The following is a 17146-nucleotide window of genomic DNA, read 5'->3' as shown; positions in this document are numbered from 1 at the left end:
TCCGTCATGGGCGCTTGATGCAGACAACCTTGGGCTGGGTCATCTCCTCGTAGGCGAAACGCACGCCTTCGCGGCCCATGCTGCCGTACTTGGATCCCCCGAACGGCATGCCGTCGAAGCGGTAGTCGGACGAGTCGTTGACCATGACGCCGCCCGCCTCGAGGCGGGACGCCGCCTGCAGCGCTGTTTCCAGCGACCGCGTGAAGATTCCGGCGTGGAGGCTGAAGTCCACGGCGTTGGCCATCTCCAGCGCCTCGTCAAGGGTTGAAAACGGCTGGAGCATGGCCACCGGCCCGAAAACCTCCTCCATCCACAGCCGGCTGGACGGGCTGACTTTCTCCAGGACCGTGGGCTGGAAGACGTTGCCAATCCTGGTGTTTCCCGCGAGGACGGCAGCCCCGGCGGCGACGGCCGTTCCTATCTTTGCCGTGAGCTGGTCCACGGCTGCGCCAGTGATCATCGGCCCCATGTCGGTTGCTTCGTCGTCCGGGTCACCGGATACAAGGTGCGCCGTCGCATGCAGGAAGTCGCGGCGGAAATCCTGGTAGCGGGATTCGGCGACAAGGATGCGCTGCACACCCACGCAGTTCTGGCCTGCCGCCCAAAAAGCGCCCGAGACGCAGGCCTCCACGGCAGCGTCGATGTCCGCGTCATCCATGATGATCACCGGGGCATTCCCACCAAGATCCATGGAGAGCTTCTTCAAGCCTGCGGTCCTGGCGATGGCTTCGCCGGTGGAAAAACCGCCGGTGAAGGACACCATGCGGATCCCGCGGTTTGCCACGATCGCCTCCGCAACGCCCCTGTCCCCGTGGACCACCGTAAGCACCCCGGGCGGCAGGCCGGCTTCGGAAAGGACCTCCGCCAGCAGTTCCGCGCACAAAGGCGTCAGGGCGGATGGCTTGAGGATGACGGCGTTTCCTCCCGCGATGGCGGGCCCTACTTTGTGCACTACCAGGTTCAAGGGATCGTTGTAGGGCGTTATGGCCGCGATGATCCCCAGGGGTTCGCGGGAGAACCAACCCGTGCGGTCCTCCGAGCCCTCGTAGGAATCGAAAGGTATGGTCTCGCCGGCGTTGCGGCGGGCCTCAGCCGCGGAGAGGCGCAGGGTGTTGACTGCGCGCAACACCTCCTTGCGTGCCTGGCGGATGGTTTTTCCGCTCTCGGCTGTGATGGTGCGGGCAAATTGCGTGCGCCGTTCCTCGATCTTCGAGGCGGCGCTGTCCAGGATTCTTCCCCGGGCATGGCGGGACATCGCCCGCGCCTGCCTCGCTCCGGCCCGGGCCGACGCGACGATCGCGTCCACGGATTCCGGTTGGGCCATGGCGACTGTCCCCACCACCCGGCCATCGTAGGGGCTCACAACGTCGCGGAAGACGGCTGATTCAGCGCCAAGGGGTGCAATCACCGATTCACGCATCTGCAGCCACCTGGTTCCGTGCACCGTGCATGGCGATGATGTCCGACAGGAGGGCGAACGCAGTCTCCACCCGTCCGGCTCCTGGCCCTGAAACGGTCACTGGACCGAGGAGGTTGGTATTGAACGAGACCGCGTTATTTGCGCCGGACACTCCCGCGAGGCCGTGGTCCAGGGGGAGGGCCGCGGGGGATACCGAGGCGCTGACGGTTCCGTCCGGGTTCCTCCGTGCTGAGCCCACGAGCTTCCAGCGGCGGCCCTCGTTCCTTGCGCTGCTGAGGTCCTCCGGGGTCAGGGACGAGATACCTTGGCGCTCAACATCCGCCAGCCGAAGGTCCGCGCCGAGCAGTTCGTTGGCCAGGATCAGGACCTTGAGCTGGACGTCATAGCCGTCGATGTCGGCCGTGGGATCCGCCTCGGCATACCCGCGCTCCTGGGCTTCCCGGACCGACTCCTCGAACCCGAGGCCTTCTTCCATCCGGCCCAGGACATAGTTGCTGGTGCCGTTGAGGATGCCCTCGAACCCGTTAAGGGCCAGACCGGGAAACAGTTGTTTGGCGAAGCGGATGACGGGGGTCCCGCTCATGACCGCGCCTTCGAATTCGAAATGCAACCCGTTCCGCTGTGCAAGTCCGGTGAGTTCGGCACCGTGCAGGGCGACAGGGCCCTTGTTGGTGGTGCAGACACTCTTCCCCGATTCGAGGGCCCACCGCACATGCGAAGCGGCCGGCTCCCCGGTTGCGGGGTTGGTGAAGGTCGCCTCGCAAATGATGTCGGCGGAACACGTCCTGATGACGCGCTCGTTGTCCGGGTCCGCGGATCCTCCGTGCGCTGCGAAGGTCTCCTCCGCCGGGTTTATCCGCAGGGCCATGTCCATGTCGATTCCGCCGTCCCGGACCAGGGAACCGAGCCGAAGGTCCGTGATGGCGACAACCCGCAGGCCGAAGCCCAATTCACGGTTGAGGTCATCGCCCCGGTTTGCGATCAGTTCGGCCAGCGTTCGGTTGACGCCGCCGAACCCGATCAATGCGATGTCGTAGGTGGTCATGGTGCTCCTTTGATGTGGTGGTTTGGTGTTCCCATCGTGGCCCGGGCCGCTGTCCGTCGGGACATGTCCAAACGCACTATCGGGCGGCCATATCGACCATTGGAGAACCACATCGACATCCGGCGTAACTGCGGATGCGTGCAACATTCGCAATTTCATATGATTTTGATGACTAAAACTTCCTTTTCGTGTTACTTTCGTCACTGTCGACGCGCTAACAGCTCCTCTCGGACGGGCCATCCGACCGCGGCCGTCCTTCCTTCCTTCCTACCGTTCCCCACTGGAGGCATCTCTTGGAATCTTCGACCCCCCTAACCCTCAAGCCGGAGCCGGGTGCACCGCCGGCCACAGAGTCGGGCCTGCGCCGCTCCATGGGACCCCGGCACCTGGTCATGATCGCCATGGGCGGCGTGATCGGTTCCGGCCTGTTCCTCAGCTCGGGATACACCATTTCCCAGGCCGGCCCCCTGGGCGCCGTGCTTGCCTACCTCGTGGGCGCCTTCGTGGTCTATTTGGTGATGGCCTGCCTGGGTGAGCTCGCCATTGCGTACCCGGTGTCCGGCGCTTTCCATATCTATGCTGCGCGGTCCATCGGTCCCGCCACCGGATTCGCCACAGCCTGGCTCTACTGGTTGTGCTGGGCCGTTGCCATCGGATCCGAGTTCACCGCCTCGGGCTTGCTGATGCAGCGGTGGTTCCCCGGCGTTGACGTGTGGGTTTGGTGCCTCGTGTTCGCCGCTACGCTGTTCGGACTCAACGCGGTGTCGTCCAAGTTCTTCGGTGAGTCGGAATTCTGGTTTGCCATCATCAAGGTAGGCGCCATCATTGCGCTCATCGTCCTTGGCGGGGCGGCCCTTCTGGGCTTCCATCCGCTGAGCGCATCCGGCGCCCATCCTTTCCTGTTCGAGAATTTCAACACCGACGGCGGGCTGTTTCCGAACGGGTTTACCGGCGTCCTCGTGACCGCGCTCGCAGTCTTTTACGCCTTCTCCGGCTCCGAGCTGATTGGTGTGGCGGCGGGCGAGACGAAGGACCCCGCCACCAGCATCCCCAAGGCGATGCGGAGTACGGTTATCCGCCTCCTGGTGTTCTTCGTGGGTGCCATCGCTGTCATTGCGGCCACCATTCCGTACCAGGAAGTTGGGCTCGACGAGAGCCCCTTCGTTACCGTGTTCACGGCGACCGGTGTCCCGTTCGCCGCAGACCTGATGAACTTCGTCATCATTACGGCGCTGTTGTCTGCCGGCAACAGCGGCTTGTTCTCATGCGCCAGGATGCTCTATTCCCTCGCCGACGAAGGCCACGCACCGCAGGCACTGAAGCGGTTGACGGGGCGCGGCATTCCCATGATCGCACTCTCGGTGAGCATGCTCGGCGGCCTGGCCTCACTCATCAGCAGCGTGGTCGCCCCGGAGTCGGTTTACCTGGCGCTCGTCTCGGTTGCGGGCTTCGCCGTGGTGGGGGTGTGGATGTCCATCACAGCCTCGCATTTCTTCCATCGACGGTCTTTCGTCCGGAACGGCGGCGACGTTTCCACGTTGCCATACCGTGCCCCGCTCTTCCCGGTGGTACCGGTCCTGGCGTTTTCCCTCTGCGTACTTTCCCTCGTCGGCATCGCTTTGGACCCGGCCCAAGTCGCGGCCCTGTACTTTGGTGTTCCTTTCGTGGCCGTCTGTTACGGCTATTTCCACTTCAGGTACGGACGGAAGTCCCGGGCTGACAGGGCAGACTAGCGCAAAAGGTCGTATTGGGGCCTGATGAGGACAGCTGAACCACCAGCACCGGGCCCCGCCTGTTGGGCGGGGCCCGGTGCGCTTTGGGGCCGTGAAAGCCAGCCCGTGTGAGGATAGGGTGGTTGCCGGTCGGAAGGAGCAGTAAGCGTGGATAACTCCCCTGAGGCGTCATCCCTGGCGCAGGGGCTGCGGATCGTGCGCCTGGTGGTTGACCGGGAAAAGGCCGGCAAGCAGCTCTTAGGCGTCTCGCAACTGGCCGCCGAACTGGATATGGACCAGAGCCGCGTCTCCCGCCTGACTCAGGAGCTCTGCGACCTTGGCCTGCTGGAGCGGCGCGAGCGGGGCCCGTTCCGGGTGGGAAGCGGCTTCTTCAGCCTTGCCGCCACACTTAACACCGGTTGGGTACGGGACGCGGGAGCGGAACTCGAGACCCTGGTGGCCTCCACGGGGCTGCGTGCCCGGGTATCCGTCCGTGACGGTTACCGGGCCATCCTGCTGCTGGCGTCCAGCAACGATTCGCAGGCCGGCAGCTTCGTCCAGCCCGGCATGGTCACCCCCGTCTGGTGCACGGGAGCGGGGCGGGCCCTGCTGTGGGACCATAGGCGGCGAGGTTTTGAGGCGTTGCTTGCCGACGTGAACTTCGTAGGGGTCGGAGGCCCCGGAGCCCCGCATTCCAGCGCGGAGGCCTGGGAGCTGATGGCCAGGGACAAGCCCAAGGGTTACGTCGTAGCGGCCGAAGAGTTCGAGCACGGCATCACTGAAGTGGCCGTACCCATCCGCGATCCGGAGGGCGGCATCCTGGCGTCGCTCAGTGTGCTGGGTGGCCGTGCCGATGTTGCCGGCCGGGCCGGGGAAGTGGCGGATATCCTCGCCGGGGCCGCAGACAGGCTCGGATCCGGCCGTCTCCCCGTGCCCCGGTAATGCCGTCCGCAGGGCCTACGGATGGTCGTTCGGCGAATGCCCTCCGAGCATGGCTTCAAGCCATTCACCTTCGCTTCGGAGCGCCTTTGCATGTTCGGCTTGCCTGGGTTCGATGCGGCTTTTCAGCCCAACCACCTGGAGCGCGGCCACGACTCCACCCCTGAAATCCCTCACGGGCACGGCCAGGGAGTAGAGACCCGGTTCGGCTTCCTCGTCGACGACTGAATAACCGCGCAGGCGTGCCATCCTTAGGCGCTCCAGGAATTCCTCAACGTTGGCCGGAGTGTTGGGGCCGTGCTGTTGGAAAGTTACGCCCGCGAAGATCGTACGGACTGCGTCATCGGAGGTTTCCCAAAAGAGCGCCTGCCCGGCGTCACTGCAGTAGGCAGGGTAGGGCCGGCCCAGCCAGGACCCCACCATTCTGCTGCTGGCGGGGATGCTTTCCCCCACAGTCACAGTGCTGTTGCCGCTGAGAACCCCCAGGAAACACCCCTCGTCGGTCTGGCCCGCAAGGTGGTCCAGCGCGGCCGCCCCGTCCGAATGCAGCCGACGGCGGGTCAGCAGATGGGCGTCCGTCAAGACACTCCAGTCCAAGGCAAAAGTGCGCTGTGGCGTCCGCTGCAGGATCCCCTCCTGCTCCGCTGTCCGCAGGCTCCTGGAGACCTGGCTGCGGTCCTTGCCGAGGTCTGCGGCGATCTCGGCCACCGTGCCGCCGGGGAGGCCGCGCGCGTGGCGCTCCCCGGCGGCCAGGACTGCCATGATTCCCCGCCCCATGCTTGTTGTCCTCACCATGGTCCGAGTCTAGATGACCCTTTGTGGCGGTCAGGAGATGGCGAAGACGCGGGCGGGAAAGCCGCTGCCTTCGCGTGGCTTTGCCCAGCTGGCCACCACCACGGCCCCGGACTCCGGGAGCCCGGCCAGGTCCGCCAACAGCTCTATCTGCCAGCGGTCCTGGGCGAGGATATAGGTTTCCAGGGCGAAGTCTCCCCGGGACGTTGCCAACCCCGGGTCCGTATCCGTCTGCTCGTGCCCGACAGCCGAGACCGAACGTTCCTCGATCAGGAAGGAAAGCACCTCCCGGGACCAGCCCGGTGTATGGCTCACGCCGTCTGCATCCCTGTTGGCCATGGCCTCCCCGTCCGGCCACCGCCGGCTCCAGCCGGTCCTCAGGGCGACGAAGGATTCTGCGGGTATGGTTCCGTTCCGGTCCTCCCACGCCCGCACATCCTCCAAGGCAGGGGTGGCGTCAGGATCTTCCTCAACGCGCCGGGTGATGTCCAGCACCACAAGGGGCAGGATCATGTCCTGGACCGGAATCCGGTCGAGGGTGCGGCCCCCGCGGATGAAGTGGGACGGGGGGTCCACATGCGTTCCCCATTGCCCCACGATCGAATACCGGTGGGCCGTGAATCCGTCGCCTTTTTCAAGATCGAAAAGCGCTTCCCGGCTTTCGTCCGGAAAAGCGGCGAAACGGGGCTGGCCCGGGTGGAAGGCGTGGGTGAGGTCCGTAAACGTCCTGCCTGCCAGCGCGGACTGCAGTGCCGGCCAAGCGGCGGTGGTGGTGAGGGTCATGATGCCGCCTTTGAAGGAGTTTTGCGGTGCAGTCCTCCGGCAACGCTGAGTGGGCCGGTCACCTCGATGACGGGCAGTTCCCACGGGTGGATGGCCACAAGTTCCTGCATGGCACGCTCCAGGACGGAATCGTCCAAGGCGGAATCAAAATAGGTGGTGAAGACGAACGTGGGCGAAAGCGTTTGCTCGCCTACCCGGCCGAGGGTGGGCGTCGCCCCCTCGCCGCAGGAGAATCCCTCGAACCCGATTCCGGATTCGAAGACGTGCTTGTAGTTTCCGAAATCACCAAGGTCGGGAAACTGTTCAACGGCCTTCAGGAGTTTTGCCAGCCCTGGATCCTGCTGGACCGCGTCAGCGTTTCCGGCTGCGATGCGGCTGAAGGTTTCGGCGCTGATGGGCCAATGGACCCGCAGCTTACGGACGCTGTTCAGGTGCACACTCACGAAATTCTCCTCTGGGGTGGTCATCAATGCAGTCATGGTGACACAGAGTGATATTCATTACAAGCATGTAAACTTGTCTATAATGAGTAAAACCGCACAAATCGACCGGAGTTGCGATGCCCCACCGTCTTTCCCTTGCCACCTCGCTTGAAGGCAGGACCCTAGTCTCCGATGGCGCCCTCGCCACCGAACTTGAAGCGCGCGGCTGCGACCTGAACGATCCGCTGTGGTCCGCCAAGGTCCTCCTGGAGCAACCCGAACTCATCAGGGACGTGCACCGGGACTACTTCGCCGCCGGGGCGAACATCGCAACCACCGCCAGCTACCAGGCCACGCCGCAAGGATTTGCTGCCCGGGGGATCGGCCGGCAGGAGGCCCTGGACCTTGTTGGTTTGTCGGTCCGGCTCGCGGAGGAGGCCCGGCGGGAGCACCTGGCGGACCACCCTGACGCCCGTCCGCTGCTCATCGCTGGATCGGTGGGTCCGTACGGCGCCTACCTCGCAGATGGGTCTGAGTACCGCGGAGATTACGTCCTCAGCCCTGCGGAATTCCGTGCGTTCCACGGACCCCGCATCAACGCCCTGGTTCAGTCCGGCGTCGACGTCCTGGCCTGTGAAACGCTGCCCTCCTTCGCCGAGGCGGAGGCCTTGCTGGCGCTCACTGCGGAAGCCGGCGTCGAGTCCTGGTTTTCCTTTACGCTGCGCGACGGCGCCAGTATCAGCGACGGCACACCCCTGGCGGACGTGGCCAGGCTTCTCGATATGCACCCTCACGTTGCCGCAGTCGGGGTCAATTGCGTGCCCCTGCACCTGGTGGCTCCGGCACTCGCAGCCTTGCGGCAGTACACGGACAAGCCCCTGCTGGCTTACCCGAATTCCGGCGAAACGTACCACGCGGACACCAAGACGTGGGGTGCGCCCGGAATCGGCGGGACGCCGGACGGGGCACCACAGGACCTCGCCGGCGGAGTCCCTGCCTGGCGCGAAGGGGGTGCCCGGATCATCGGGGGTTGTTGCCGGACCACTCCGGGTGACATCGCCGCCGTCGCCGCTTTGTAGTCGGCCGGGCACGGTCCACTCGCCCGCGCCCGGCCGGGAACACCACACCCTCCCCGCATGTTAAACCCTGTGGAGAGACCAATCATGGACAGCAGAACGTACCAAGCACTCGTTGTACCGGCCAACAACGCCGAGCCCATCCGCATGGAGCAGGTGGGAGCGGAGCCGCAGGCCCTGGAATCCCTGGTGGACGGGCCTCTTGAATCCGTGATCCGCGGCGACTGGCACGTGTACCTGAACGCCGAAAGCGTGGCCATGCTGCTGCCGGTGAATTTCCGTGCAGGCCAGCTCATGCACGAATGCGGCCTGGACCTGGACGGGATCCGCGGCACCGCCGTCTTCCTCGGCCGCGGCGAACACGGAACCGAAGCGGACGTGCCGGAACACCTGCCCCGGCTCGCGGAGGAGCTGTTCGGGGCACGGCTGGCGGCATGACCTAGCCGGCGCGGACTCCGTACGTGCTGAGCACGTTCCCCTTGCTGGTCCGGGACTGCTCCTGCAGCTCCAGGCGGGTCAACGGGTCGCCGTCCTCAAACAGGCGGCGGCCGGTGCCCGCAATGACCGGGTGGGTCATCAGTTGAAGCGAATCCAGCAGCCCGGCAAACAGCAGCTGCCGCACCACGGAGATGCTGCCGCACACGGCGATCTCACCGCCTTCGCGCTCCTTCAGGGCCGCCACGAAGTCCTTGAGCGGTGCATCCATCAGCCGGGAGTTCTCCCACTCCAGCGGCCCCGCCAGTGTCCGCGACGCCACGTACTTCTCCACGGGGTTGATGAAGGCGGCAAAGTCCTGGTCGGCGGAGGCGTTGGGCCAGTAGCCCGCCCACTCCTGGTAGCTGACACGGCCCAGCACCACCGTGTCCACGGAGTTCATCATCCGGGTCAGCCCGTGGCCGAGTTCCTCATCGAAGCTGTCGAACTGGAACTTGAATGGTTCTGACACCACCCCGTCAACTGAGTGGAACAGGCCGGCAGTGACTTTGCGCATGGGTCCTCCATTGATCGAGTGGTCAGCCCTACGCTATGTGTCCGGAGGCGCCGGGCGGAAGGGTTCTGCAGGGCTTCTTCGGCCCGGAAATCCGTACGACGCCGGGCGGCCGGGTTAGTTTGGTCACTCGCCGTGGCGTCTTGCGCAGTTTCGCACGGGCCGGGCCCCATACTTGTCTTGAACGGCCTTTGCCGTCCCCGGGCCAGGCAGGAGGAAGTGCATGGAAACCCTGAAGAAAATCGTGACCAACCAGTATTTTCCTGCCGGATCCGTGCTGGCGGCCGTGCTGCTCTTCTGGGTGGTGGGATTGCTCGGCGGGCTGTCGCTGCTGAACAACAACCAGCCGCCGCTGACCACCCTGACCTGGCTGCTGTTCGTCTACTCCGCTGCCGTCCTCAGCCCCGTCGCCGGACTGGTGGCCGGCATCGACCTGGTCCGCCGCTGGCGCCGCAACCGCGCCGCCGCTCCTGAAGCCCGCACGGAATTCGAGGCGGAGATCTTCAGCGGTGAGGCACCGTCGGAATCCACTACTGCGCCCTCCGCCGTGCCTGCGGGCCCAGCGGAGGCAGATGGCGTGACGCCTTCTCCCGCTGCGGCGCAAGCCTCACGCCCTCCTCTGCCCGCGAAGAAGCCGCGGCAATCCGGCCGGGAAGCGGCCTAGGCCTTCCCGCCCTAACGTCCTTTCAAAGCATTGAGCGCCTCTTCGGCGTGATGCAGGGCCGGTATCAGCCGGTCGCCCGGCTCCGGCAATGAGAACAGGTAGCCCTGAAGGGAGTCGCAGTCCAGGGCGGTCAGATAGTCTGCTTGCGCCGCCGTCTCGATCCCTTCCGCGGTGACGGTCAGGCCCAGGCTGTGGGCCATGTTGATCATGGAGCTGAGGATCGGCAGCCGCTCGTTTCCGGTCCGCACCATTGAGACGAAGGTTTTGTCGATCTTGACCGTGTCCACGGGCAGGTCCTGCAACCGGCCAAGCGAGGAATACCCGGTGCCGAAGTCGTCCAGCGCCACCCGGGCGCCCGCGGCGCGCAGGGTTCCCAGCTGGTCGATCAGGTCGCCGTCCGCGTCGAAGAAGACACTTTCGGTGACTTCCAGGACAAGCTGGTAGGGGGCCACCCCGCTGGCTTCCGCGAGCTTGAGGACCGTCTCGGCAAAGTCCCGCTCCTGCAGTTGGACGCCGGAGACGTTCACGGCGAGTGACCGGGACGGATCCTCGCTCAGCCAGCGCGCCAGCTGCACCATGCCGCTGGCCATCACCTCTGCTCCGATCTCGTTGATCAGGCCGGTGCGTTCGGCGAGCGGAATGAAGATCGACGGCGGCACCCGTTCACCGCCGCGGTCCCACCGGGCCAGCGCCTCCAGCTGGACTACCTGCCCCATGCGGTGCGAAACGATCGGTTGGAAATCGACTGTGATCTCGCCGCGCGGAACCGCCAATTGCAGGCCGCTTTCCATGTGCGTCCGCTGCACCAGCGCCTGCATCATGTCCGGGTGGAAGCGCAGGAAACGGTTCTTGCCCGCAGCCTTGGCCGCGTACATGGCGATGTCCGCGTGCCTGAGCAGTTCGGAGGGACCCACGCTGTCCTGCCCCAGGGAGGCAAGCCCCAGGCTCAGGCTCGGACGCAGGACGGTGCCACCGATGGTCACCGGCACATGCAGGCAGCGCACAATGCACGCCGCGATCTCGTCGGGGTCGGGGCAGGCCGTCAGGAGCACCACGAATTCGTCGCCGCCAAGGCGTGCCACCACGTCCGCCGTAGGTGTACAGCCGCGGAGCCGGCGCGCCACCTCCACCAGCATGTCGTCGCCGGCCTGGTGGCCAAGGATGTCATTGACCTCCTTGAAGTCGTCCAGGTCAAGGAGCAGGACGTCGACCGTCTTCAGCCGTGGCTCCGCCAGCGAGTTGGCCAAGGCCTCGTTGAACACCGCCCGGTTGGCGAGCCCGGTCAGCGGGTCCTGGAAAGCCATGGCCCGTAGCTTCTCGGCCTGTTCCGCGAGGTCCTTCAACGCCTGGTGCACCTGCTCCTGTGCCTTCCGCCGGGGCGTCGCATCCCGGAAACTCCACACCCGGCCTACGATCTTCTCACCCACCCGTTGCGGGCGTGAGTACCGTTCAAAGGTCCGCCCGTCGAGCAACTCGACGACGTCGTGGCTTTCGGCAGACGGGTCCTTCTGGACCTCGTTCAGCCGGGCCGTGAAGGAAACAGGGTCGGCCACCTGGGCCATCACCACCCGGACCGCAGGCTCCTCGCTGTCCGCTTCCAACAAGGCGGGCGGGATGCCCCACATGGTGAGGAACTGCTCGTTGAATCCGGCCACACTGCCATCAACGCCCATCACCAGGATTCCGTCCGCCGTGGATTCCAGGGTGGCCGTGAGCAGTGACATGGCTTCGCGAAGGCTTTCGTTGGTGGCTTGGCGGTGTGCTGTGCCCCGGGCGGAGAGCAGGAGGCGTGCTCCGGCAGGGCCGGTGTCCCCGGCAGGAATGAGGGCGGGATCGGACCGCGGCCCGGCGGGGAGGACCGCAGCGGCAACCTCCAGGGGGAACTCGGATCCATCGCTGCGGAGGCCCGCGATCTCACGCGGCGGCTGCGGTTGGTCAGGGTGGGCCAGGAGCTGCCGGAACAGGTTCGCCACCTCACCGCGGAATCCTTCGGCGATCAGGGGCCGGTGGTCCAGGCCGGCAAACGCGTCCTGGGGCAACCCAAAGAGCCTGGCCGCAGCGGCGTTGGCGCAGAGAACCATGCCGTCGGCGTCCAGTGCCAGGAGGGCGTCCGGACTGGCATTCATGGCCGCGCCAAAAATTTGTAATGCCACATCATTGCCACGGCCCGAAATACCGGTCATAACACCACCCCTTGGCCATCATAAAGGGCAGATCCCCAAATTGGGCGGCTCACCGGCAAAGCTGTTGGGCGGGTTTCCTTTTTGCGGATGCGTTCTTCGGGAACGTGAAAAGGCGCCGGTCTCCTGCGCGGAGTCCGGCGCCTTTTACTGATGGTAAAGACTGTGGTGTGGCTATGCCCTGCGGCCGCTGCGGTTGGTGATTGCTCCGTAGACCAGCAGCACGATGATCGAGCCGAGGATCGCCAGCAGCCATGTCCGCAGGTCGAAGAATTCGGCCAGTCCGCCGCCGAAAATCAGCGATCCGATCCAGCCGCCCAGGATGGCCCCCACAACTCCGAGAACCAGGGTTACCACCCAGCCGCCGCCTTGGCGGCCCGGAAGGATGGCCTTGGCAATAGCGCCGGCGATCAGGCCCAAAATGAGAAATCCGAGAATGCCCATGTTGTCACTCCTTGTCAGTAAGTTGTGCCGGGCCCCCATTTCCGGTTCCCTTATTCAATCAGCAGGCTTATTTGTTAGGCAAGGCTTTGAATATCACAGGATGGCTGTCACTTAAGGCGGAACTGGCCAACGTAGTCCACCCTGGTGAACCAGGGGCCGGGGATAGGATTTGGATGTCCCGCAACTGACGAAGGAGCCCAGGCATGCCAAGCCAGACCGCCAGGCCGCGTGCCGTGTTCCTCGACATCGACGGTACGTATGCGGACCACGGCCTGGCCCCGGATGCCCATGTGGACGCGGTCCGGACCGCCCGCGGGCTGGGCCATCTGGTGTTCGTCTGCACCGGGCGCCCGCTGTCCATGGTGCCGGGCCACATCCTGGACGCCGGCTTCGACGGGACCATCACCGGGGCCGGTGCCAGGGTAGAAGTCAACGGTGAGGTCCTTCGGGACCAGCGCTTTGAGCCGGACCTGGCGGCGCTCATCGTGGAAACCCTCGATGCCCACGGGTCCGCCTACATCCTGGAAGCACCCGAGGCTCTGCACGGCCGCACCGGCGTGGACCGGCGGCTGAGGGAGGTCCTGGGGCCCGTCTTCGCCGGCCGCCCCCGGCACGATGGAGTCCTCAGCACCGACGTTGACCCGTTGGAGGACATCCTGGGGCCGATGCAGTACAGCGATGACCTCCGCAGCACCTCCTATGCCAAGATCTCGGTCTTCGATTCGACGGTCCCGCTGAGGCGGCTGATGGATAAGCTCGGTCCCGGCGTCGGGCTGATCCCCAGTTCGCTCTCGGCGCTGGGAGACCGTGCGGGGGAGATCTTCATGGCGGGCACGCACAAAGCGGTGGGCATCCAGGTGGTGGAGGCCCGGCTTGGCCTCCACCGGGCGGACATTGTTGCCATCGGTGACAGTGCCAACGATATTGAAATGCTCGAATACGCCGGGGTGGGCATTGCCGTCGAAGGCGGCCACCCGGCAGTCCTCGCCGTGGCCGACAGGACCACCGCCGGACCGGCAGGGGCAGGTGTCGCGTTGGCGTTCGCCGATCTGGGGCTCCTGGGCTGAACCTCAGCCGGCCGCAGCTGCGGCCATGACCGCGGCGGACGTTCCAAGCCCCCGCACGGTCCAGCCGTCTGCCTGCCATGCCGCGGCGTCCAGCACGTTCCGCGCGTCCAGGACCGCCCGGCGTCGGACCAGCCTGCCGGTGGCGGCAGGGCAAAGCTGCCGGTACTCGTCCCATTCAGTGAGGAGCAGCACCAGCTCTGCGTCCTGGAGTGCCCGCCTGGTGGACACCTCGAACCGGAGCCCGGGGTAGCGGCGCCACGCGTGGTTCACCGCCTTGGGGTCCGTCACGGTAACGTGCGCGCCGGCGGCGGCCAGCCGGTCCGCCACGTCCAGGGCGGGGGAGTCGCGGATGTCATCCGTGTCCGGCTTGAAGGAGGCTCCGAGCACAGTGATGGAACGCCCTGCCAGCGAGCCTCCGCACATAGCCGCTGCCAGGCCCACCGTGCGCGCCCGTTGGTCCAGGTTCACCGAGTCGACCACGCCCATCCAGTCCTCCACGGCAGGGACGCCGAGCGCCGCGGCCTGGGTCCGGAAACTGCGGATGTCCTTGGGAAGGCAGCCTCCGCCGAAGCCCAGGCCCGCGTGCAGGTAGCGGCTGCCAATCCTCGGATCCAGCCCCATCGCTTCGCCGAGTTCGCTGACATCGGCTCCCGCGGCGTCGCACAACTCGGCGACAGCATTGATGAAGCTGACCTTGGTGGCAAGGTATGCGTTCGCGGCCGACTTGATGAGTTCCGCCGTGGCAAAGTTGCAGACCAGCCGGGGAATTCCGGCGCGAAGCAGCGGTTCGTAGACGGCGTCCAGTGCCGCCGTCACGCCCAGCGGCGCGCCGGTGTCGCGGTTGAAGGCGGCGGCCCGGCCCCCTTCCACGCCGTACACCAGCCGGTCCGGCACCAGGGAATCCTTGACGGCGGTTCCCTGCCGCAGGAACTCGGGATTCCAACCCACCAGTACGTCAGGCCGCGGCGCCAGCACACCGCGGAGCATGTCCACGGTGCCCACGGGCACGGTTGATTTGCCAACGACGACGGCGCCCGCGGCCAGGTGCGGCAGCAAGGCTTCCGAAGCGGAGACGAGGAAGGTGAGGTCGGCGGCGTCGGACGTCTTCTCCTGCGGCGTCCCCACGCACAGGAAGTGCACCTGCGCTGCCTTGGCCCCGGCGGGGTCGGTGGAGAAGCGCAGCCGGCCGGTGGCGAGGCCGTCCCGGAGGAGCTCATCGAGTCCGGGCTCGTGGAACGGTGCCGCGCCGCTGGACAGTTGCGCCACCTTGCGGGGATCGACGTCGATGCCCACCACGGTATGGCCCATGGAAGCCAGCGTTGCAGCGTGGACTGCTCCGAGGTAACCGCAGCCGATCACGGAGATTTTCACAGGGTTGCTCCCTTGCTGTTGACCGCCGTTGCCATCTGGACGTCCGCGATGACGTCGGCGTAGTGCTGCACCAGTTCGGTGCAGAGGGCGGGCCAGGTTCGGTCCTGTACGGAGGCGTGTGCGGCGGCGGCGAACGCGCGGCGCTTGGCATCGTCGCCCATCAGGTCCTGCACACGGGCACGCATGGCGGACAAGTCGCCCGGCTCGTACAGCCAACCCGTCCGTGAATTCTCGACCAGATCCAGGGGGCCGCCCCGGCCCGTGGCCACCACCGGCACGCCCGATGCCATGGCCTCCTGGATGGTTTGGCAGAAGGTTTCGAACTCGCCCGGATGGACGAACAAGTCGAACGACGCCACGGCGCGTGCCAACTCATCACCGCCCAGGAATCCCGTGAAGGCTGCACCGGGAAGCGCGGCTTCCAATGCGGCCCGCTGCGGCCCGTCGCCCACCACCACCAGCTTCGAGTTGGAGAGCCCGGCCAGCGCGGCAAGGTCTTCCACCTGCTTTTCCACCGCGAGCCGGCCGACGTAGCCGATGATCCGCTCGCCGCCGGGGGCAACCGAAGCCCGCCACCCGTCGTCGCGCTTTCCCGGCGAGAACCGCGCGGTGTCCACCCCGCGGCGCCACATCCGCACCCGGGGGATCCCCCGCCCGCGCAACTGGTTCAGCGCGAACGTTGACGGCACCAGGGTGCGGGTGGCCAGCAGGTGGATGTTCTCGACCCGGTTCCAGGCCCAGTTCTCCAGGAACGGCACTCCGTACCGGGCGGCGTAACTGGGAACCTCGGTCTGGTAGATGGCCACCGACGGAATGCCGAGCTGATGGGCAGCCTGGGCGGCCCGCCAGCCCAGCACGAACGGCGAGGCAAGGTGCACCACGTCAGGGGCGTACTCGGCAAGGATTCGCTTGACCCGGTACACACCTCCCAGTGCCACCCGCACGTTCGTGTATCCCGCCAGCGGAACCGCGGGAAGCCGGTGGACCGCAGCGCCCTTGACCCGTCCCGGCGCCTGTCCGTCATGGGCGGACGGGGCGATGACCAGGACGTCGTCGCCCCGGTCCTGGAGGTGGTCCAGGACCCGCAGGATTGAATGGGTGACGCCATTCATCAGCGGCAAAAATGATTCGGCAACGATTGCGATCCTCACCCTTCAACCGTGGGTGGCCGCCTTGAAATGGCGGGGGAGGGGGCATGACCCGCAGGGAAAGGTTGGGTGAACAGCTGCCCCCTCAACCAGGAAAACTACTAAGTAAGCTTGGCATTTGATGCTAAGCATGCTTACGTTAAACGGGTAGCCAGCACTAGCCTCAAGCAGCCGGGGCAGGGGCCGGACACCGGGGTGACCCGGTGCCCGGGCTCCGGGCTGGCAAACCCGGTACAAAGACACAACCAAGGAGACGTCATGCTCAACAGGGAAAACCTCGAAAGCCTGCTTGCCAAGGGCGGCAACGTCGTGGGTACCGATGGGGCGAAGATCGGCTCGATCGGCCAGCTGTACGCTGACGACGACACGGGCGAGCCCACTTGGGTCACCGTCAAGACCGGCCTCTTTGGCACGTCCGAGACCTTCGTCCCGGTCGAAGGGGCCCGCAGCGAGGGAGAGGACCTGGTGGTCCCGTTCACCAAGGAGCACGTGAAGGACGCTCCCCGGGTGGACGCTGACGGCCACCTCACCCCTGAAGAAGAGGACCGGCTGTACACGTACTACGACCGCGGCGCACGGACGTATTCGGAAGCCCGGACCGGCATGGACTCCGACGCCGGAGACGTGGACCTGCAGGGCGACGCCGACCTGAACGCCGGCACCCCCACCGCCGGAATCAGCTCCGAACGGGACACCGCACCCCGGCTTCGGAAGTACGGCCACTGACCTGGCCCCTTTGGCAGTGAACGGCGCCGGGAACCTTGGGGGTTCCCGGCGCCGCACCGTTAAGCGCTGGTGCAACCACGCTGTATGCCATGGGTGCACCAGCCAGTAGGACGAATATCGTCAGAACTTACGGTTCATCTCTCATTCGCGGCTCCTGTTTCCCGGTTTACGGATCCGGGTCATTGGCCGGCGCGGCAAATGTCCGGCGCCGAAACACATCGCACTGCGCCCGGGTGGGCGGGTGTTGGTTTAGATACCAATTTTACGGCGAGGCCCTTGGAAAAGCGCCGGTCGCATCCCCACTTGATTGTTCACCCAGTGCCGCCGCGGAGCCTGTCGTTCGCGGGCAGGAGGCACCCGGCGTGACAC

The 17146-nt window shown here is 65.9% G+C and carries 17 protein-coding genes; 7 read left to right on the top strand and 10 right to left on the bottom strand.

Features of this window, described 5'->3' with window-relative positions; all coding sequences use genetic code 11:
- Positions 1–4: 4 nt before the first annotated feature.
- Positions 5–1420, bottom strand: a complete 1416-nt coding sequence (locus AC4EEO_RS13635; protein ID WP_491329531.1) for an aldehyde dehydrogenase family protein — start codon at positions 1418–1420, stop codon at positions 5–7.
- Positions 1413–2465, bottom strand: a complete 1053-nt coding sequence (locus tag AC4EEO_RS13630; RefSeq protein ID WP_491339034.1) for a homoserine dehydrogenase — start codon at positions 2463–2465, stop codon at positions 1413–1415. The genes AC4EEO_RS13635 and AC4EEO_RS13630 overlap by 8 nt, the downstream gene beginning before the upstream one ends.
- Before the next feature lie 293 nt (positions 2466–2758).
- On the opposite strand from AC4EEO_RS13630, the gene AC4EEO_RS13625 reads away from it, so the two are divergent.
- The gene (locus tag AC4EEO_RS13625) at positions 2759–4198 is read left to right on the top strand and encodes an amino acid permease (protein WP_133832080.1); all 1440 of its coding nucleotides are present in this window, start codon (positions 2759–2761) and stop codon (positions 4196–4198) included.
- Between the two features lie 147 nt (positions 4199–4345).
- Entirely contained in the window at positions 4346–5119 is a 774-nt protein-coding gene (locus AC4EEO_RS13620) for an IclR family transcriptional regulator (protein ID WP_491339033.1), read from the top strand.
- Positions 5120–5134: 15 nt separating this feature from the next.
- Here AC4EEO_RS13620 and AC4EEO_RS13615 read toward each other — a convergent pair whose 3' ends face one another.
- The 3 genes from AC4EEO_RS13615 to AC4EEO_RS13605 are packed head-to-tail and all read right to left on the bottom strand — an operon-like array spanning position 5135 to position 7134.
- On the bottom strand, positions 5135–5911 hold the full coding sequence (locus AC4EEO_RS13615; protein ID WP_491339032.1) for an IclR family transcriptional regulator: 777 nt from the start codon (positions 5909–5911) through the stop codon (positions 5135–5137).
- A 30-nt stretch (positions 5912–5941) separates the two neighbouring features.
- A complete protein-coding gene (locus AC4EEO_RS13610; RefSeq protein WP_133832081.1) occupies positions 5942–6691 on the bottom strand; it encodes a cyclase family protein in 750 nt (249 codons plus the stop codon).
- Complete coding sequence (locus AC4EEO_RS13605; protein ID WP_243835483.1) at positions 6688–7134, bottom strand: hypothetical protein; 447 nt, start codon at positions 7132–7134, stop codon at positions 6688–6690. Before AC4EEO_RS13605 ends, AC4EEO_RS13610 begins: the two co-directional genes overlap by 4 nt.
- A 116-nt stretch (positions 7135–7250) precedes the next feature.
- Here AC4EEO_RS13605 and mmuM point away from each other — a divergent pair, with 116 nt between their 5' ends.
- Together mmuM and AC4EEO_RS13595 are read left to right on the top strand one after the other, a co-directional pair.
- Positions 7251–8192 (top strand): homocysteine S-methyltransferase, encoded by a 942-nt coding sequence (gene mmuM / locus AC4EEO_RS13600; protein WP_491339031.1) that lies wholly within the window; start codon positions 7251–7253, stop codon positions 8190–8192.
- A gap of 84 nt (positions 8193–8276) precedes the next feature.
- The gene (locus AC4EEO_RS13595; protein WP_109863508.1) at positions 8277–8627 is read left to right on the top strand and encodes a DUF3846 domain-containing protein; all 351 of its coding nucleotides are present in this window, start codon (positions 8277–8279) and stop codon (positions 8625–8627) included.
- A gap of 1 nt (position 8628) precedes the next feature.
- Here the strand turns inward: AC4EEO_RS13595 and AC4EEO_RS13590 are convergent, their stop codons facing one another.
- A complete protein-coding gene (locus AC4EEO_RS13590; protein ID WP_491339030.1) occupies positions 8629–9180 on the bottom strand; it encodes a dihydrofolate reductase family protein in 552 nt (183 codons plus the stop codon).
- 220 nt (positions 9181–9400) lie between these two features.
- Between AC4EEO_RS13590 and AC4EEO_RS13585 the strand changes: the two genes are divergently transcribed.
- A complete protein-coding gene (locus AC4EEO_RS13585; protein ID WP_491339029.1) occupies positions 9401–9841 on the top strand; it encodes a hypothetical protein in 441 nt (146 codons plus the stop codon).
- A gap of 11 nt (positions 9842–9852) precedes the next feature.
- Here the strand turns inward: AC4EEO_RS13585 and AC4EEO_RS13580 are convergent, their stop codons facing one another.
- Together AC4EEO_RS13580 and AC4EEO_RS13575 are read right to left on the bottom strand one after the other, a co-directional pair.
- Positions 9853–11967, bottom strand: coding sequence for a putative bifunctional diguanylate cyclase/phosphodiesterase (locus AC4EEO_RS13580; protein WP_491339028.1), 2115 nt, complete (start codon positions 11965–11967; stop codon positions 9853–9855).
- 228 nt (positions 11968–12195) lie between these two features.
- Positions 12196–12465 (bottom strand): GlsB/YeaQ/YmgE family stress response membrane protein, encoded by a 270-nt coding sequence (locus tag AC4EEO_RS13575; RefSeq protein WP_133832087.1) that lies wholly within the window; start codon positions 12463–12465, stop codon positions 12196–12198.
- Between the two features lie 203 nt (positions 12466–12668).
- On the opposite strand from AC4EEO_RS13575, the gene AC4EEO_RS13570 reads away from it, so the two are divergent.
- Positions 12669–13532: an HAD hydrolase family protein gene (locus AC4EEO_RS13570; protein ID WP_491339027.1), complete on the top strand. Its 864-nt coding sequence runs from the start codon at positions 12669–12671 to the stop codon at positions 13530–13532.
- A gap of 3 nt (positions 13533–13535) precedes the next feature.
- Here the strand turns inward: AC4EEO_RS13570 and AC4EEO_RS13565 are convergent, their stop codons facing one another.
- Positions 13536–14903, bottom strand: a complete 1368-nt coding sequence (locus AC4EEO_RS13565) for a UDP-glucose dehydrogenase family protein (RefSeq protein WP_491339026.1) — start codon at positions 14901–14903, stop codon at positions 13536–13538.
- On the bottom strand, positions 14900–16054 hold the full coding sequence (locus AC4EEO_RS13560) for a glycosyltransferase family 4 protein (protein WP_285320131.1): 1155 nt from the start codon (positions 16052–16054) through the stop codon (positions 14900–14902). The genes AC4EEO_RS13565 and AC4EEO_RS13560 overlap by 4 nt, the downstream gene beginning before the upstream one ends.
- Positions 16055–16309: 255 nt before the next feature.
- On the opposite strand from AC4EEO_RS13560, the gene AC4EEO_RS13555 reads away from it, so the two are divergent.
- Positions 16310–16777, top strand: a complete 468-nt coding sequence (locus tag AC4EEO_RS13555) for a PRC-barrel domain-containing protein (protein ID WP_018761969.1) — start codon at positions 16310–16312, stop codon at positions 16775–16777.
- Positions 16778–17146 lie beyond the last annotated feature (369 nt).

This window comes from Pseudarthrobacter sp. MOO13 (assembly GCF_058267655.1).
This window is presented reverse-complemented; position numbering and strand designations above follow the sequence as displayed.